Annotated in this window: 13 protein-coding genes; 11 read left to right on the top strand and 2 right to left on the bottom strand. The window is 67.1% G+C overall.

Features of this window, described 5'->3' with window-relative positions; translation table 11 throughout:
* Window positions 1–127: 127 nt before the first annotated feature.
* The 9 genes from SB786_RS09975 to SB786_RS09935 all read left to right on the top strand — a co-directional run bounded on the left by SB786_RS09975 (window position 128) and on the right by SB786_RS09935 (window position 12,118).
* Window positions 128–661, top strand: a complete 534-nt coding sequence (locus SB786_RS09975) for a DUF5943 domain-containing protein (protein ID WP_011659468.1) — start codon at window positions 128–130, stop codon at window positions 659–661.
* A 74-nt stretch (window positions 662–735) separates the two neighbouring features.
* Complete coding sequence (locus SB786_RS09970) at window positions 736–2,799, top strand: NADH:flavin oxidoreductase (RefSeq protein WP_006756081.1); 2,064 nt, start codon at window positions 736–738, stop codon at window positions 2,797–2,799.
* 2 nt (window positions 2,800–2,801) lie between these two features.
* On the top strand, window positions 2,802–4,727 hold the full coding sequence (locus tag SB786_RS09965; RefSeq protein WP_011659466.1) for a (Fe-S)-binding protein: 1,926 nt from the start codon (window positions 2,802–2,804) through the stop codon (window positions 4,725–4,727).
* 4 nt (window positions 4,728–4,731) lie between these two features.
* On the top strand, window positions 4,732–5,901 hold the full coding sequence (locus tag SB786_RS09960) for an FAD-binding protein (RefSeq protein ID WP_410727314.1): 1,170 nt from the start codon (window positions 4,732–4,734) through the stop codon (window positions 5,899–5,901).
* The gene (locus SB786_RS09955) at window positions 5,898–6,683 is read left to right on the top strand and encodes an electron transfer flavoprotein subunit beta/FixA family protein (protein WP_410727313.1); all 786 of its coding nucleotides are present in this window, start codon (window positions 5,898–5,900) and stop codon (window positions 6,681–6,683) included. Before SB786_RS09960 ends, SB786_RS09955 begins: the two co-directional genes overlap by 4 nt.
* A gap of 53 nt (window positions 6,684–6,736) precedes the next feature.
* The gene (locus SB786_RS09950; RefSeq protein WP_410727312.1) at window positions 6,737–7,978 is read left to right on the top strand and encodes an aromatic ring-hydroxylating oxygenase subunit alpha; all 1,242 of its coding nucleotides are present in this window, start codon (window positions 6,737–6,739) and stop codon (window positions 7,976–7,978) included.
* 113 nt (window positions 7,979–8,091) lie between these two features.
* Window positions 8,092–9,240, top strand: a complete 1,149-nt coding sequence (locus SB786_RS09945) for an FAD-binding oxidoreductase (RefSeq protein WP_410727311.1) — start codon at window positions 8,092–8,094, stop codon at window positions 9,238–9,240.
* A 133-nt stretch (window positions 9,241–9,373) separates the two neighbouring features.
* Window positions 9,374–10,237, top strand: coding sequence for a glycine betaine ABC transporter substrate-binding protein (locus SB786_RS09940; RefSeq protein ID WP_410727310.1), 864 nt, complete (start codon window positions 9,374–9,376; stop codon window positions 10,235–10,237).
* 225 nt (window positions 10,238–10,462) lie between these two features.
* The gene (locus tag SB786_RS09935) at window positions 10,463–12,118 is read left to right on the top strand and encodes an APC family permease (protein ID WP_410727309.1); all 1,656 of its coding nucleotides are present in this window, start codon (window positions 10,463–10,465) and stop codon (window positions 12,116–12,118) included.
* Window positions 12,119–12,279: 161 nt separating this feature from the next.
* Here SB786_RS09935 and purU read toward each other — a convergent pair whose 3' ends face one another.
* Window positions 12,280–13,164, bottom strand: a complete 885-nt coding sequence (purU, locus tag SB786_RS09930) for a formyltetrahydrofolate deformylase (RefSeq protein WP_410727308.1) — start codon at window positions 13,162–13,164, stop codon at window positions 12,280–12,282.
* A gap of 225 nt (window positions 13,165–13,389) precedes the next feature.
* On the bottom strand, window positions 13,390–14,316 hold the full coding sequence (locus tag SB786_RS09925) for a choline sulfate utilization transcriptional regulator (RefSeq protein WP_410727307.1): 927 nt from the start codon (window positions 14,314–14,316) through the stop codon (window positions 13,390–13,392).
* A 200-nt stretch (window positions 14,317–14,516) separates the two neighbouring features.
* On the opposite strand from SB786_RS09925, the gene betC reads away from it, so the two are divergent.
* Together betC and choX are read left to right on the top strand one after the other, a co-directional pair.
* Window positions 14,517–16,052 carry a choline-sulfatase gene (gene betC, locus SB786_RS09920; RefSeq protein ID WP_410727306.1) on the top strand — a complete coding sequence of 512 codons (1,536 nt, stop codon included), beginning with the start codon at window positions 14,517–14,519 and terminating at the stop codon, window positions 16,050–16,052.
* A 44-nt stretch (window positions 16,053–16,096) separates the two neighbouring features.
* The gene (choX, locus tag SB786_RS09915) at window positions 16,097–17,065 is read left to right on the top strand and encodes a choline ABC transporter substrate-binding protein (protein ID WP_410727305.1); all 969 of its coding nucleotides are present in this window, start codon (window positions 16,097–16,099) and stop codon (window positions 17,063–17,065) included.
* The last annotated feature ends 216 nt before the right edge of the window (window positions 17,066–17,281 follow it).

The following is a 17,281-nucleotide window of genomic DNA, read 5'->3' as shown; positions in this document are numbered from 1 at the left end:
GCCCACCCGAACCGCCACCCGCGATTCAACACAAGAAAAATCGGGACGTGCCCGTGCAAGCCGCGCGGGCACGCGGACGATGTCGCGCCTGAGCCGCGCGGCCAATTTTCCTCACGGAGTCACCACGATGCAACCGCAACTGCCGATCAACGTCGATCCCGATACCGGCGTCTGGACCACCGACGCGCTGCCGATGCTGTACGTGCCGCGCCACTTCTTCACGAACAATCACGTCGCGGTCGAGGAAGCGCTCGGCGTCGATGCGTATGCCGAGATCCTCTACAAGGCCGGCTACAAGTCCGCATACCACTGGTGCGACAAGGAAGCGAAGCTGCACGGGCTGACCGGCATGGCCGTGTTCGAGCACTACCTGAAGCGCCTGTCGCAACGCGGCTGGGGCCTGTTCTCGATCATCGAGGCCGATCCGGCCAGCGCGCGCGCGAAGATCGAGCTGCGCCACTCGTCGTTCGTGCTCCAGCAGCCGGGCAAGGAAGGCAAGCTCTGCTACATGTTCGCGGGCTGGTTCGCCGGCGCGATGGACTGGGTCAACGACACGACGCCGGAAGGCAAGGGCGCGCCGCGTGCGCAGTCGAAGGAAGTGCAGTGTGCGGCCGAGCATCACGACCACTGCGTCTTCGAAGTGTCGCCGCTCGCGCACTGACGCGCTGACGATCCGACACAGCAACACAACAACACCCGCAACACGAGACATTCGAACGCCAGAGGTCGCCTGCGATGCGTTATCCCCACCTGTTCAAACCCATGCAGCTGAACCAGTTGACGCTGCGCAACCGGATCGTCAGCACCGCCCACGCAGAGGTGTATGCCGAGCCGGGCGGCCTGCCGGGCGACCGCTACATCCGCTACTACGAAGAGAAGGCGAAGGGTGGCGTCGGCCTCGCGATCTGCGGCGGCTCGAGCCCCGTGTCGATCGACAGCCCGCAGGGCTGGTGGAAGTCGGTGAACCTGTCGAACGACAAGATCATCGACCCGCTCACGCGCCTGGCCGACACCATGCACAAGCATGGCGCGAAGATCATGATCCAGGCGACCCACATGGGCCGCCGCTCGTCGTTCCACGGCGAGCACTGGCCGCACCTGATGTCGCCGTCGGGCGTGCGCGAGCCGGTGCACCGCGGCAACGCGAAGATCATCGAGATCGAGGAAATACGCCGCATCATCGGCGACTTCGCGGCGGCGGCAAAGCGCGTGAAGGCGGCCGGCATGGACGGCATCGAGATCTCCGCCGCGCACCAGCACCTGATCGACCAGTTCTGGAGCAAGCGTTCGAACCACCGCACCGATGAATGGGGCGGCAGCCTCGAGAACCGCCTGCGCTTCGGCATCGAAGTGCTGACGGCCGTGCGCGAGGCGGTGGGCAAGGACTTCTGCGTCGGCCTGCGGATGTGCGGCGACGAATTCCACGAGGACGGCCTCGATCACGAAGCGCTGAAGGAAATCGCGCAGGCGATGTCGGAGACGGGCCTGATCGACTACCTGAGCGTGGTCGGCTCGGGCGGCGATACGCACAACACGATCGCCAACTGCATGCCGCCGATGGCGCTGCCGCCGGAGCCGTTCGTGCACCTTGCCGCCGGCATCAAGTCGGTGGTGAAGATTCCCGTGATGCACGCGCAGAGCATTCGCGACGCGGGCCAGGCCGAACGCCTGCTCGCGAACGGCATGATCGACCTGGTCGGCATGACGCGCGCGCAGATTGCGGATCCGCACATGGTGATCAAGATCCGCGATGGCCGCGAAGACGAAATCAAGCAGTGTGTCGGCGCGAACTACTGCATCGACCGCCAGTACAACGGCCTCGACGTGCTCTGCATCCAGAACGCCGCGACGTCGCGCGAAGCGACGATGCCGCACATCATCGAGAAGTCGCGCGGCCCGAAGCGCAAGGTGGTGGTGGTCGGCGCGGGCCCCGCGGGGCTCGAGGCCGCACGGGTCGCGAAGCTGCGCGGCCACGACGTGGTGCTGTTCGAGAAGAACGCCGAAGTGGGCGGCCAGGTGATGATCGCCGCGAAGGCGCCGCAGCGCGAACAGATGTCGGGGATCATCCGCTGGTTCGACATGGAAACCAAGCGCCTGGGCGTCGATCGCCGCCTCGGCGTCGCCGCCGACGAGAAGATGATCATGGCCGAGAAGCCGGACATCGTCGTGCTCGCAACGGGCGGTTCGAGCTTCACGTGGCAGGTGCCGGGCTGGGGCGTGGCCGAGGGCCTGGCCGTCAGCTCGTGGGACATCCTGACCGGCAAGGTCGAACCGAAGCAGAACGTGCTGCTGTTCGACGGCGTGAGCACCCATGCGGGCGCGGGCGTCGCCGATTTCATGGCGAGCCGTGGCTCGAAGGTCGAGGTCGTCACGCCCGACGTGAAGGTGGCCGACGATTGCGGCGGCACGACGTTCCCGATCTTCTATCGCCGCCTGTATGCGCTCGGCGTGATCCCGACGCCCAACACCATGCTCGATCGCGTCTACGAGGAGGACGGCAAGACGATCGCCGTGCTGCGCAACGAGTACACCGAAGAACTGGAAGAGCGCGCGGTCGACCAGGTGGTGATCGAGAACGGTTCGTCGCCGAACGACGAGCTGTACTGGAAGCTCAAGCCGGAGTCGGTGAACCGCGGCCAGATCGATCCGCACACGCTGTTCGCGGCCGAGCCGCAGCCGTGCCTGTCGGAAGAACTCGGCAACGGCCGCTTCCTGCTGTTCCGTGTCGGCGACTGCATCTCGATGCACAACGTCCACGGCGCGATCTATGACTCGCTGCGTCTCGTGAAGGATTTCTGAAGATGAATCCGTCCTTCCTCATTACCGCACTGTTGTGGCTGTCGGTGGCGGGGCTCGCGTTCGCGGTCGCGAAGCGCTCGTCATACTGGCGTCTCGGCCGGGCCACGGCGCCCGGCTCGTTCGGCGTCGCGAACCTGTTCGCGATCCCGAAGCGCTACTTCGTCGACCTGCACCATGTGGTCGCCCGTGACCCGTACATCGCGAAGACCCACGTCGCGACCGCCGGCGGCGCGATCGGTGCGCTCGCGCTGGTGTTCGTCAACTACGGCCTCGCGATCTACTCGCCGTGGCTCGACAAGCTGATCTTTCTCGCGGCGCTCGCGATGCTCGTCGGCGTGGTGTTCGTCTGGCGCCGCCGCGCGGCGAAGAACGTGCCGGCCCGCCTGTCGCGCGGCCCGTGGAACGCGCTGCCCTGGCTGCTCGGCTCGTTCGCGCTCGGCCTCGTGCTGTTCATGGTCGTGCCGACCGGCGCGATGTCGGGGGCGTTCGCGGTGCTCTGCGCGCTGCTGATCGGCGCCGGCGCATTCACGATGACCATCGGCGCCGCGAAGGGCGGCCCGATGAAGCATGCGATCGCCGGCCTGCTGCACCTCGCGTTCCACCCGCGCCAGGAGCGTTTCGCGGCTACCCGCGATTCGTTCACGGGCAACGGCACGGCAACGCCCCCGACCGCGCTCAAGCTGCCGGATATCGAGCACGAGGAATACGGCGTCGCGAAGCCGGTCGAATTCCGCTGGAACCAGCTGCTGAGCTTCGACGCGTGCGTGCAGTGCGGCAAGTGCGAGGCCGCGTGCCCCGCGTTCGCCGCGGGCCAGCCGCTGAACCCGAAGAAGCTGATCCAGGATCTCGTCGTCGGGATGGCGGGCGGCACCGATGCGGCCTACGCGGGCAGCCCGACGCCGGGCCTCGCGGTCGGCCAGCATCGCGGCGAGCCGAACGGCCCGATCGTGTCCGGCCTGATCGAGGAACAGACGCTGTGGTCGTGCACGACCTGCCGCGCATGCGTGCAGGAATGCCCGATGCTGATCGAGCACGTCGACGCGATCGTCGACATGCGCCGCAACCGCACGCTGGTGCACGGCACGGTGCCGGGCAAGGGCCAGGAAGTGCTCGCGAACCTGCGCGAGACCGGCACGATGGGCGGTTACGACGCAGCCGCGCGCTACGACTGGTCGGTCGACCTGAGCGCGCCCGTCGCGCAGCCGGGCAAGCCGGTCGACGTGCTGTTCGTCGCGGGTGAAGGCGCGTTCGACATGCGTTACCAGCGTACGCTGCGCGCGTTCGTGAAGGTGCTGAACAAGGCCGGCGTCGACTACGCGGTGCTCGGCGGGACCGAGACCGATACCGGCGACGTCGCGCGGCGCCTTGGCGACGAAGCGACGTTCCAGCGGATGGCGAAGCGCCTGATCGGTACGCTCGGCACGCTGTCGTACAAGCAGATCGTGACGGCCGACCCGCACGTGATGCACAGCCTGCGCAACGAATACCGCGCGCTCGGGCTGCGCGTGACGGTCAAGCATCACACGACCTACCTGGCAGAGCTGGCCGAGAGCGGCAAGATCGCGCCGAAGGCCGTCGAGGCGCTGCGCGAGAAGCGCACCACGTATCACGACCCGTGCTACCTCGGCCGCTACAACGGCGAGACGGAATCGCCGCGCAAGCTGCTCAAGACGATCGGCATCCAGGTTGTCGAAATGGAGCGCAACGGCATGCGCGGGCGCTGCTGCGGCGGTGGCGGCGGTGCGCCGCTGACCGACATCCCCGGCAAGCAGCGTATTCCCGACATCCGCATCGCCGACGCGCGCGCCATCGGCGCGGACGTGGTCGCGGTCGGTTGCCCGAACTGCACGGCGATGCTCGAAGGTGTCGTGGGCCCGCGCCCCGACGTGCTCGACGTGGCCGAACTCGTTGCCGCCTCGCTGGAGTGAATCGATGAACACGATCAAACGAATCGATCCGCGCCGGCCGTTCATCATCACGGCCGCGGGCCTGAAGCGCATCACGCTCGGCCAGGAAGGCAGCGCCGACGCGAGCGCCGCGCAGTGGTCCGCGCACGGTCATGGCGCCGCGGCCGCGAAGCCGCGCCGCGCGGTGCAGGACCCGAAGCACGTGATGCTGGTGGTGGCGCACACCGAGCGCGGCGCGCTCGACGACCATTCGCGCCAGGCGATTGCCGCCGCCGCGGTGCTGGCCGACGCCCAGACGGAGGTCGCGCTGCTGGCGTTCGGTGAACTGAAGGATGACGCCGCGGAACTCGGTGTCGACAAGCTGATCGAGCTGGCCGGCTTCGACCGCCGCGCATTCGCGCCCGAAAGCGAATTGCAAGCATTGCAGGCCTGTGCCGCGGCGCTCGCGCCGAAGCACGTGTTCGTGCCCGACAACGCCACCGGCGACGGCGATCTCGGCCGGCGTTACGCAGCGGCCGCCGGCGCGAGCGTCGCGACCCACGTGGTCGAGATCGACGCGAAGCATGTGGGCGCGTATGCGCACGCCGGCCGTGCGTTCGCGACGCGCGGCTTGCCCGACGTGATCCTGCTCGCGCAGAACGCGGTCGAGGCGAAGCTGCCGTTCGTCGGCGCGGGCGAACGCCTGGCCGCCGACTTCATCCGCCCGGCCGACGACACGGCGCAGCCGTACCGCGATCTCGGCCTCGAGGAAATCGACGCGGCGCAGGTCGCGCTGGAGGAAGCCGACTTCATTGTGTCGGCCGGTAACGGCGTGTCCGACATCGGCGCGTTCGAGCGGCTTGCCGGCGCATTCGGCGCGGCGATCGGCGCGAGCCGCGTCGCGGTCGACAACGGCCATTTCACGCGCGACAAGCAGGTGGGCGCGACCGGCAAGACGGTCGAGGCCAGCGTGTACATCGCGTTCGGCATCTCGGGCGCGGTGCAGCATCTGCAGGGGATCAAGGACTGCCGTCACGTGATCGCGGTCAACCTCGACGGCAGTGCGCCGATCGCCAAGCGCGCGAACCTGACGGTGGTGGGCGATGCGCAGGCGACGATCGCCGCGCTGATCGAAGAGGTGCAGGCCGCGCGTGCGTCGCGCGGACAATCGTCGACCGCGGTCGGCGCCCGTGAATCCGAAGGAGTCGCAGCATGAACGCCCCTCGCCAGTTGCAACGCATCGCGGTGCTCGTGTCCGTGGGCCGGCACCCGGTCAGCGGCACCGCGCGCTACAGCCGCAACGACGCGGCCGCGCTCGAGGTCGGCCGCCAGCTCGCGGAGAAGCATCGGGCCCAGCTCGACGTGATCCATGCGGGAGACCCCGCCAATGAAGCGCTTGCCGAATACCTCGCGCTCGGCGCAAGGCAGGTCGAGGTGCTGGCCTGCCGCGACGGCGACGATGCCGCGCATGCGCTGGCCGCCCGCGTCGAAGGGTACGACCTCGTGCTGACCGGCACCCGTGCGGAGGGTGCGTACGACACCGGCATGCTGCCGTATCGCGTCGCGGCGACGCTCGGCTATCCGCTCGTCGGCTCGGCCGTCGACGTGACGGTCGACGGCGGCCGCGCGGCGGTCAGGCAATTCTTGCCGAAAGGGCTGCGGCGGCGCGTCGACGCGGCGCTGCCGGCCGTCGTCGCGGTGCATCCGCTCGCCAACGTGGAGCCGCGCTACGCGTATGCGCGGCTGCGGGCCGGCGCGATCCGCCCGCTGCTCACGGCGACCGGCGCGGACGCCGATGCGGCCCCGTGGAAGGTCGGCGCGATCGAGCGTAAACCCGTAAAACTGGTCGCCGCCGAGAAGCGCTCCGGGCATGCGCGGATGCTGTCCGCGACGACGACCGAAAGCCGCGGCGGCAACGTCGTAAATGAAGGGAGTTCAGTCGAAAAAGCACAAGTGATCCTCGCGTATTTGCGCGAGCATCAACTCATCGACTACTGAATTTGGTGCCTGTCGGCAAGAACCCCAGGGATGCAAGGAATCCGGAGCAAACGATGAAAGTATCGGCAGACATTCGTGCACTGATCGCGCGACGCAAGGAAGGCCACAGCCTCGAGGCGCCGTTCTATACGAGCGAGGAAATCTTCGCCCTCGACATGGAGGCGATTTTCCGCCAGCACTGGATCCAGGTAGCGGTCGAACCGGACATTCCCGAGCCGGGCGACTACGTGACCGTGGAACTGGGCAGCGACTCGATCCTGATCGTGCGCGACGACGACATGGAAATTCGCGCGTTCCACAACGTGTGCCGTCACCGCGGCGCGCGTCTGTGCAACGAAGACAAGGGCTCGGTCGGCAACATCGTGTGCCCGTACCACAGCTGGACCTACAACCTGACCGGCCAGCTGATGTTCGCCGAGCACATGGGCGAGAAGTTCGACCGCTGCAAGCACAGCCTGAAGTCGGTGCACGTGCAGAACCTCGCGGGGCTGATCTTCGTCTGCCTCGCCGAGGAGCCGCCGGTCGATTTCGCGCAGCTGCGCGCCGAGATGGAGCCGTACCTGCTGCCGCACGATCTGCCGAACACGAAGATCGCCGCCCAGGTCGACATCATCGAGGAAGGCAACTGGAAGCTCACGATGGAGAACAACCGCGAGTGCTATCACTGCGTCGCGAACCATCCGGAGCTGACGATCTCGCTGTACGAATACGGCTTCGGCTACCAGCGCTCCGACGCGAACGCCGAAGGCATGGACGCGTTCGCGGAAACCTGCGTACGCCGCGGCAAGGAGTGGGCCGAGATGGGCCTGCCGTCCGCCGAAATCGAAAAGCTGCTCGACGTGACGGGCTTCCGCACGCAGCGCCTGCCGCTCGACCGCCACGGCGAATCGCAGACGCTCGACGCGAAGATCGCCTCGAAGAAGCTGCTCGGCAAGTTCGAGCAGGCCGACCTCGGCGGCCTGTCGTTCTGGACGCAGCCGAACTCGTGGCACCACTTCATGAGCGATCACATCGTGACGTTCTCGGTGATTCCGCTGTCGGCCGGCAAGACGCTCGTGCGCACCAAGTGGCTCGTGCACAAGGACGCGAAGGAAGGCATCGACTACGACGTGAAGAACCTGACGGCCGTGTGGAACGCGACCAACGACCAGGATCGCGCGCTCGTCGAATTCTCGCAGCGTGGCGCGACCAGCAGCGCGTACGAGCCGGGCCCGTATTCGCCGTTCACGGAAGGTCTCGTCGAAAAATTCTCGGCCTGGTACATCGGCCGGCTCGCCGAAAAAACCGGCGCGTAGTAGTCAAGCGGACAGCAAGCGGAGTCAATGATGAAACAACCCCAACGCTCACTTTGCTCGCTGCCCCCCGAGGGGGCGGTCAACCTCCTTGGGGCGGCCCGGCGGAGGTTGGCATGATGCGAGATGCGGCCAATTTCGAGCCGGCGGAAAGCCGCGTGACGCACCCGGCGTTCTGGACCGCGCTTCCGGAGCGCTGGACGAGCGACGTCGAGGAAACGCTGGTGTGCTGCCAGGTTCGGCAGGAAACCCATGACGTGAAGAGCTTCTTCTTCCGTTCGCCGCAAGGCCGTGCGTTTTCGTTCGAGCCGGGCCAGTTCATCACGCTCGAGCTCGACATCGAAGGCGAAACGATCAACCGCTGCTATACGATTTCATCGTCGCCGGCGCGCCCGCACACGATCTCGATCACGGTCAAGCGCGTGCCGGGCGGCAAGGTGTCGAACTGGCTGCACGACAACCTGCGGCCGGGCGCGGCGGTTCGCGTGCTCGGCCCGGCCGGCGAATTCACGTGCGCACGGCATCCGGCGCGCAAATATCTGTTTCTGTCGGCCGGCTCGGGCGTCACGCCGCTGATGTCGATGAGCCGCGCGCACCATGATCTCGCCGAGGATCGCGACATCCTGTTCGTGCACAGCGCACGCACGCCGGACGACATCATCTTCGCGCGCGAGCTCGACCTGATCGCGTCGAACCATACGAACTTCCGCACGTCGTTCGTCGTTGAGCGCGTCGGCGCACGCACCAACTGGCCGGGCGTCACGGGCTTCCTGACGTTGCCGCTGCTGAAGCTGATCGCACCGGACTTCATGGAGCGCGAGATCTTCACGTGCGGCCCCGCGCCGTACATGAAGGCCGTGCGCGACCTGCTCGACGAAGCCGGCTTCGACCGCAAGCAGTATCACGAGGAAAGCTTCTCGTTCGAAACGCTCGCGCAGACCGCGAGCGACGAGGTGCTCGCCGAACTCGTGCCGGCCGCCGACGGCGGCGACGTCGCGACCAAGCAGTACACGGTCAGCTTCGCGAAGAGCAACCGCGAAATCTCGTGCGGCTCCGAGCAGCACGTGCTCGACGCGGCACGCCAGTCGGGCGTGCGGCTTCCGGCGTCGTGCACGCAGGGCATGTGCGGCACCTGCAAGGTGAAGCTCGTGTCGGGGCAGGTGGAGATGAAGCACAACGGCGGCATCCGCCAGCGCGAGATCGACCAGGGGATGGTGCTGCTGTGCTGCAGCAAGCCGCTGTCGGATCTCGTGATCGACAAATAAGCAAACAAGCCATCGGCTGTCCGGGCGCGTCGCGTCCGGACAAGCATCCGTCGGAAAAGAACGATACCGCGGATTTGTGGTTGAAGAACCTAGAGAGGCAACGCGCGGTGAGCGCATATCAAGGAGATCGACCATGAAGCTGTTCGGAAAACTGTTGTGGACGGGCGCGGTGTCGGCCATGGTGGCGCTGAGCGCGTCAGCACTTGCGGATACGAAGCCGACGCTGAAAATCGGCTACGTCGAAGGCTGGGACGACAGCGTCGCGACGTCGAACGTCGCGGCCCGCGTCATCGAGAAGAAGCTCGGCTACGAAGTGAAGCTCGTGCCGGTCGCGGCCGGGATCATGTGGCAGGGCGTGGCGCGCGGCGATCTCGACGCGACGCTGTCGGCCTGGCTGCCGGTCACGCACGGTTCGTACTGGGATGAGTACAAGGCCAAGGTCGTCGACGTCGGCGCGAATTTCCCCGATGCGAAGATCGGCCTGATCGTGCCGGCCTACGTGAAGGCGAAGAGCATCGACGATCTGAACGCCGAGAAGAGCAGCTTCGGCGGCCGGATCGTCGGCATCGACGCAGGTGCGGGCGTGATGCGCAAGACCGACGAAGCGATCAAGAGCTATGGCCTCAGCTACACGCTGATGCCGAGTTCGGGCAGTGCGATGACGGCCGAGCTGTCGCGCTCCGTCAGTGCGAACAAGCCGGTGATCGTGACCGGCTGGGCGCCGCACTGGATGTTCGCGAAGTGGAAGCTGCGCTTCCTCGAGGATCCGAAGAAGGTGTTCGGCGGCGCGGAGCACGTCGACAGCGTCGTGAATCCGCAGCTCGAAACGAAGGCCAAGCCGGTCGTCGCGTTCCTGAAGAAATTCCAGTGGAAACCGGGCGAGATCGACAGCGTGATGCTCGCGATCCAGAACGGCTCGAAGCCGGAAGCGGCCGCCGATGCGTGGATCGCGGCCCATGCGGACCGCGTGAATTCGTGGACCGAAGGCGCCCAGTAACACGCGACGCTTCATCGCGCGCATCGCTATAAAAAATACGCCGGGAATGGCACGCAGGAATCCGAAACAATCGTGATTTCCTGCGGCCATATCCCGGAATTCTTTTTCTGATTCTGCAAGAAAAGGCGTAAGTTGTTACACTACGGCCCTTGTGCGGAGTCATCTGCTTTGCATCGGACCAGAGTAAGCGCTGAAGCGCTAACACTGATCGAGAGGAGGAATTGGATGAGTCAGGCAGGACTGCGTGCGAATCGCACCAGTGATGTTGAGGCAACCATCTCACATGATTCGACGGGCCACACGCTGCATCGTGGCCTGACTTGGAAAGACGCATTCTGGGTAACGAGCGGCGTGCCGGCAGGCGTGCTGTTCACGATCGGCGGCGTATGCGCGACGATCGGCCAGCCCGCGTGGGCGATCTGGATCGCCGCGATCACGATGGGGCTGATTCAGAGCGCGACTTATGCGGAAATATCGGGGCTATTTCCCCATAAATCGGGCGGCGCGTCGGTGTATGGCGCGATCGGCTGGGTCCGTTACAGCAAGCTGATTGCCCCGGTGTCAGTGTGGTGCAACTGGCTCGCGTGGTCGCCGATGCTCGCGCTCGGCTGCGGCCTCGCGGCGAGCTATGCGCTCACGAGTCTCTTTCCCGCCGATGCGGCGGTGCTGCACTGGCAGCTCAAGATCGCGGATCTCGGTTTCATCAAGCCGGGCCTTTCGCTGCGAATCAACGCGACGTTCATCATCGCGACGATTCTGCTTCTCATCACGTTCAAGCTTCAGCACAGCGGCGCGTCGAAGGCTGCGCGCACGCAGCGCATTCTCGGCATTGCATCGCTCACGCCGCTGCTGATCGTCGGCATCGTGCCGTTCGTCACCGGCGACGTGCCGATGTCGAACCTGCTCCCGCTGCTGCCGCTCGGTCACGACGCGAACGGCAACCTCACGACCGCGACGTTCGGCTCGTGGAACGGGCAGGGCGTCACGATGGCGCTCGGCGCGATGTTCATGGCCGGCTGGGCGTCGTACGGCTTCGAGACGGCCGTCTGCTACACGCGCGAATTCCGCGATCCGCGTCGCGACACCGCGAAGGCGATCTTCTGGTCGGGCGCGTTGTGTCTCGTCGTGATGACGCTCGTACCGATGGCGTTCCAGGGCGCGCTCGGCACGCAGGCGATGCTCGATCCGGCGATCGGCGACGGCACCGGTGTCGCGGCCGCGATGGCGAGGATCGTCGGCGGCGGCGCATGGGTCGCGAATGCGGTCGTCGTGATGCTGATGCTGTCGATCCTGCTGATCGTGATGACGTCGATGATGGGCTCGTCGCGCACGCTGTACCAGGCATCGGTCGACGGCTGGCTGCCGAAGTACCTGTCGCACGTGAACGAGCACGGCTCGCCCACGCGCGCGATGTGGACCGATCTCGGCTTCAACCTCGTGTTGCTGATGATGTCGGATTACATGACGGTGCTGTCGATCTCGAACGTCTGCTACATGCTGTTCGTATTCCTGAACCTTCAGTCGGGCTGGATCCACCGGATGGATCGCGGCAACTGGGATCGGCCGTTCCGCTGCCCGACCTGGCTGCTCGTCGCCGGTTCGATTTGCGGCTACGCGAACCTCGTCTATGTCGGCGCGGGCGCGAACCTGCAGGGCGACGGCACGCTGCGCAACGGGCTGATCGCGATGCTGCTGATCGTGCCGGTGTTCCTGTTCCGCCACTACTGGCAGGATCGCGGCCGCTTCCCCGAGCAGATGCAGCGCGACATGGAACTCGAAGTGCCGAAGCGCGCGCTGTGGCTGAACCTGATGCCGTATGCGGCGCTGCTCGGCGCGGGGCTCACGATCTGGCTGTCGTACTACTTCGCGTGGGTGAAGTAAGCGCGTGACGGGCACGCGCCCGCGCGACGAATCCGGCTGCCGTACCCGGGGCCGTCGCGCGACGCGTCGAACGCCACGCGATAAAAAACCGACCGGCAGGTGCCGGTCGGTTTTTTATTTGCTCGCCGCCCGACGAGCGCGGCGCCAGGCGCGCGACGCGCTTACGGAAACACCACCGTCCGATCGCCGTTCAGGAACACGCGGCGCTCGATGAACGCCTTCACTGCGCGTGCGAGCGTGATGGATTCGACGTCGCGACCGACCGCTAGCAGTTGCTCGGGGCGCAGCGCATGGTCGACCCGTTCGACCACCTGTTCGATGATCGGGCCTTCGTCGAGATCGTCGGTCACGAAGTGCGCGGTCGCGCCGATCAGCTTCACGCCGCGCGCATGCGCCTGGTGATACGGCTTCGCGCCCTTGAAGCCGGGCAGGAACGAGTGGTGGATGTTGATCGCGCGGTTCGCGAGCTTCGCGCTCGTTTCCTGCGACAGCACCTGCATGTAGCGCGCGAGGATCACGAGTTCGGCGCCGCTCGACTCGAGGAAGTCGAGCCACTGCGCTTCCTGCCGCGCCTTGGTGTCGGGCGTGATCGGAAAATGACGGAACGGCAGGCCGTGCTGCGCGGCGAGCGGCTCGAAGTCGGGATGGTTCGACACGATGCCGACGATGTCCATCTTCAGCTCGCCCATCCGCCAGCGGAACAGCAAGTCCGCGAGGCAGTGCTCGAGCTTCGACACCATGATCAGCACCTTCGGGCGAGCGTTCACATCGTGGATCGCCCACTGCGTGTCGCCGTCGCGGCCGCCGAGCTCGGCCGCGATCGGCCCGAATTCCTGGCGCAGCGCATCGATCTGCAGCGTCTCATCCGTCGGATGAAACACGCAGCGCACGAAGAAGTGGTTGCTGAGATCGTCGTCGAACACATTCAACGCATCGACATAGCAGCGATGGCGCTCGAGAAAGCCGACGACGGCGGCGACCTGGCCGGCCGCACTCGGGCACGACAGCGTCAGGACGAATTGATCGGGGCGTGAGTCGGCGGTCATGAGGTTCCTCGGATGTCTTGGGGCGCGAACCCGCGCGGCGGCGCACCGGGCGCCAGGCTACGCGGGTAGCGGGAGACTCAAGTAAATCAGGACGATTTGGGCGCGGATAGAACCAACCCGCCGTGTGGCTGGTATCGGCACGCCAGCGCGGCCGGGCGTGACGGGCGGTCAGGCGGACCGGTTGTCGGGTGGCGGACGGGCGGTGGCCGGGCGTCAGGCAGCCCGTCACGCGCACGCGCACGCGTCGAGCAGCCAGCGCCGGAACACGTGGGTCGCGTCCGGCTCGGGCCGCTGCGGCGGCCGCACGAGGAAATAGCCGCGCGACGTCACGACGGGCGCGTCGACGAGCTTCACGAGCTGCCCGGATGCGACGAGCTCGTCGACGAGCGGCGACCAGCCGAGCGCGACGCCCTCGCCGAGGAGCGCCGCGTGGATCACCAGCGCGTAGCTGTTGAAGGTCACGCCGCGCGCGGCGGCCGGCGCGTCGAGGCCGTGTGCATCGAACCAGCCGGCCCACGACAGCCAGCGCTCGGGGCGTGTCGCCTGCACGTGCAGCAGCGGCAGCGCGTGCAGGTGGTCGGGCCGCGCGACGTGCGGGTGCGCGGCGCGGAACGCGGGCGAGCAGACGGGCGTGACGGATTCGGGAAAGAGCCGTGCGGCCGTGCACGACGGCCAGTGGCCGTCGCCGAACAGGATCGCGATGTCGGCGTGGTCGCGCTGCGCATCGTAATCCTGTGACGTGACGACCCGCACGTCGACGTCCGGCATCACCCGCTTGAGCCCCGCGAGGCGCGGCATCAGCCAGTAGGTCGCGAAGCCGAAATCCGTGACGATCGTGAGCGCGCCATGCTCGCGGCGCGCGCGCAGCGTCGCGGTGGCGCCGCGCAGCGTATCGAGGCTCACCCGCACGGCTTCGTACAGGCACTGGCCGTCGCTCGTCAGCGTGACGCCGCGCGGGCTGCGCTCGAACAGCGGCACGCCGAGCTCCGCCTCGAGCTGGAACACCTGCTGGCTCACGGCCGGCTGCGTCGAGCCGAGCTCGCGCGCGGCGGCCGTGAAGCTCTGGAGACGGGCGGCCGATTCGAACGCGCGCAGCGCCTGCATCGACGGTAACGCTTCGGATTTCGACATAAGTCTCTCTAATGGCCTCATAAGGGCCGGCCACCTTCCCGCCCGAATTCGGGCGGGGGATAGTGCTTCGGACGGCACGGCGCCGCACCGGCCTCTCGCGATTCTAGCCAGTCGCGGCCGGTGCGCGCGGGACTTTCTGCAGGCCGCGTCCGTCATGCCGGCTGCGTCGCCGCACGAGCGTCGCGCCGTTCCGTTCGAACACCGATTTGCCCACGACCGCGATGACGAACCCGACTCCCAACATCCTGATCCTGATGGCCGACCAGCTGACGCCGTTCGCGCTGCCGGCCTACGGCAACCGCGTCGCGCGCACGCCGACGCTCGACCGCCTCGCCGCGCAAGGCGTGGTGTTCGACGCCGCGTATTGCGCGAGCCCGCTGTGCGCGCCGTCGCGCTTCTCACTGCTGACCGGCAAGCTGCCGTCGGGTATCGGCGCCTACGATAACGCCGCCGAATTGCCGGCGCAAACGCTGACGTTCGCGCATTACCTGCGCGCGGGCGGCTACCGCACGATGCTGTCCGGCAAGATGCACTTCTGCGGACCCGACCAGTTGCACGGTTTCGAGGAGCGGCTCACGACCGATATCTATCCGGCCGACTTCGGCTGGGTGCCCGACTGGGACCATCCGACCGAGCGGCCGAGCTGGTATCACAACATGAGCTCGGTGCTCGAGGCCGGCCCGTGCGTGCGCACGAACCAGCTCGACTTCGACGACGAGGTCACGTTCGCGGCGAGGCAGAAGCTGTACGACGTCGCGCGCGAGCGCGCGGCGGGGCACGACGCGCGGCCGTTCTGCATGGTCGTGTCGCTGACCCATCCGCACGATCCGTACGCGATCACGCGCGAATACTGGGATCTGTATAACGACGACGAGATCGACATGCCGGCCGTGCGGCTCGATGCGGAGCAGAGCGATCCGCATTCGCAGCGGCTGCGCTTCGTCTGCGAAAACGATCGCACGCCGCCGACCGACGCGCAGATCCGCGCCGCGCGCCGCGCGTACTACGGCGCGACGTCGTACGTCGACGCGCAGTTCGGCAGCGTGCTGGCCGCGCTCGAGCAATGCGGGTTCGCCGACGACACGATCGTGATCGTCACGTCCGACCACGGCGACATGCTCGGCGAGCGCGGGCTCTGGTACAAGATGACGTTCTTCGAAGGCGGCTGCCGCGTGCCGCTGATCGTCCACGCGCCGGGCCGTTTCGACGCCGCGCGCGTGCGCGGGCCCGTGTCGCACGTCGACCTGCTGCCGACGCTCGTCGACCTGGCCGGCGCGGCGCCCGCCGGCGGCTGGCCGGACCCGGTCGACGGCGCGAGCCTCGTGCCGCATCTGCAAGGCGCGCCCGCGCACGACGTCGCGCTGGGCGAATACCTCGCGGAAGGGGCGGTCGCGCCGGTCGTGATGATCCGCCGCGGCGACTGGAAGTACGTGCATTGCCCGGCGGACCCCGACCAGCTCTACCACCTCGCCGACGATCCGCGCGAGCGCACGAACCTGGCCGGCCAGCCCGAAGCCGCCGACGTGCTCGCCGCGTTCCGCGCGGAGGCCGCGCGGCGCTGGAACCTGCCGGAACTCGACGCGCAGGTGCGCGCGAGCCAGCGGCGGCGCCGCTTCCATTACGCGGCGACGACGCAGGGCCGCATCCACGCGTGGGACTGGCAGCCGTTCACCGACGCGAGCCAGCGCTACATGCGCAATCACATCGAACTCGATACGCTCGAAGCGATGGCGCGCTTTCCGCGCGTCGGGCGCTGAACGATTCGCACACGGTCATTGACGAACGACGAAGGAGACGCACCATGAAACGGCAATCCCATGCAGCAATCCGCAGGCTCGGCACGGCACTCGCCGCGGCCGCATGCGTGCTGGCGACGCAGCCCGCGCACGCGGCCGATCCGCAGACGTGTCGCGACGTGAAGATGGCGGCGCCCGGCTGGACGGACATCGACGCGACGAACGCGATGGCCGGCGTCGTGCTGAAGGCGCTCGGCTACCGGCAGGACGTCGCGAACCTGTCGGTACCGATCACGTACCAGGGCTTGAAGAAAGGGCAGGTCGACGTGTTCCTCGGCAACTGGATGCCCGCGCAGGCGCCGCTCGTGAAGCCGTTCGTCGACGAGAAGTCGATCGACGTGCTGCACGCGAACCTGAGCGGCGCGAAGTTCACGCTGGCCGTGCCCGACTACGTCGCGGCCGCGGGCGTGCACACGTTCGCCGATCTCGCGCGCTACGCCGATCGCTTCGGCGACAAGATCTACGGGATCGAGCCCGGCGCGCCCGCGAACCAGAACATCAAGCGGATGCTGTCCGACCATGCGCTCGGCCCGGCGAACTGGTCGCTCGTCGAATCGAGCGAGACGGGCATGCTCACGCAGGTCGAGCGTGCGGTGCGCGACAAGCGCTGGATCGTGTTTCTGGCGTGGGAGCCGCACCTGATGAACACCAAGTTCCACCTGACCTACCTGTCGGGCGGCGACGCGTATTTCGGTCCGAACTACGGCGGCGCGACGGTCAACACGGTAACGCGTCCGGGCTTTGCCGGCCAGTGCGCAAATCTCGCGCGCCTGTTCCGCCAGATGACGTTCTCCGTCGACGTCGAGAACCGGATCATCGCCGACATGCTCGACCACAAGACGTCGCCCGCGCTCGCGGCGCAGCACCTGCTGAAGGCCGACCCGGCGCTCGTCGAGGGCTGGCTGGACGGCGTGACGACCGCATCCGGCACGCCGGCGCTGCCGGCCGTGCGCGCGGCGCTCGACGCCCGCTGACCTGCCTCCGGGCGGCCGGTTTTTGCCGCGCCGCCCGTCTCCGTGTTTTCCCGAACAGTCGCATCGAGACCATTTGGTGTCGCCTTCAGACGGGTGGCCCGAAATATGGGTTTGTATTTTTCGCCAATGGCTACGTTATTGCGGAAAACGAAATACCGAAGCTAGCAGACGTACCGAATTCGAATCAGCCGGCGTATTGCGGCGCGCGCCAGGCCA

Origin of the sequence: Burkholderia sp. SIMBA_062 (genome assembly GCF_046534765.1) — a bacterium.
Taxonomy (GTDB): Bacteria; Pseudomonadota; Gammaproteobacteria; order Burkholderiales; family Burkholderiaceae; genus Burkholderia; species Burkholderia ambifaria.
This window is presented reverse-complemented; position numbering and strand designations above follow the sequence as displayed.

Coding starts and splice junctions, on each gene's coding strand:
- SB786_RS09975 (WP_011659468.1), top strand. CDS start 128: ATGCAACCGCAACTGCCGATCAACGTCGATCCCGATACCGGCGTCTGG.
- SB786_RS09970 (WP_006756081.1), top strand. CDS start 736: ATGCGTTATCCCCACCTGTTCAAACCCATGCAGCTGAACCAGTTGACG.
- SB786_RS09965 (WP_011659466.1), top strand. CDS start 2,802: ATGAATCCGTCCTTCCTCATTACCGCACTGTTGTGGCTGTCGGTGGCG.
- SB786_RS09960 (WP_410727314.1), top strand. CDS start 4,732: ATGAACACGATCAAACGAATCGATCCGCGCCGGCCGTTCATCATCACG.
- SB786_RS09955 (WP_410727313.1), top strand. CDS start 5,898: ATGAACGCCCCTCGCCAGTTGCAACGCATCGCGGTGCTCGTGTCCGTG.
- SB786_RS09950 (WP_410727312.1), top strand. CDS start 6,737: ATGAAAGTATCGGCAGACATTCGTGCACTGATCGCGCGACGCAAGGAA.
- SB786_RS09945 (WP_410727311.1), top strand. CDS start 8,092: ATGATGCGAGATGCGGCCAATTTCGAGCCGGCGGAAAGCCGCGTGACG.
- SB786_RS09940 (WP_410727310.1), top strand. CDS start 9,374: ATGAAGCTGTTCGGAAAACTGTTGTGGACGGGCGCGGTGTCGGCCATG.
- SB786_RS09935 (WP_410727309.1), top strand. CDS start 10,463: ATGAGTCAGGCAGGACTGCGTGCGAATCGCACCAGTGATGTTGAGGCA.
- purU (WP_410727308.1), bottom strand. CDS start 13,164: ATGACCGCCGACTCACGCCCCGATCAATTCGTCCTGACGCTGTCGTGC.
- SB786_RS09925 (WP_410727307.1), bottom strand. CDS start 14,316: ATGAGGCCATTAGAGAGACTTATGTCGAAATCCGAAGCGTTACCGTCG.
- betC (WP_410727306.1), top strand. CDS start 14,517: ATGACGAACCCGACTCCCAACATCCTGATCCTGATGGCCGACCAGCTG.
- choX (WP_410727305.1), top strand. CDS start 16,097: ATGAAACGGCAATCCCATGCAGCAATCCGCAGGCTCGGCACGGCACTC.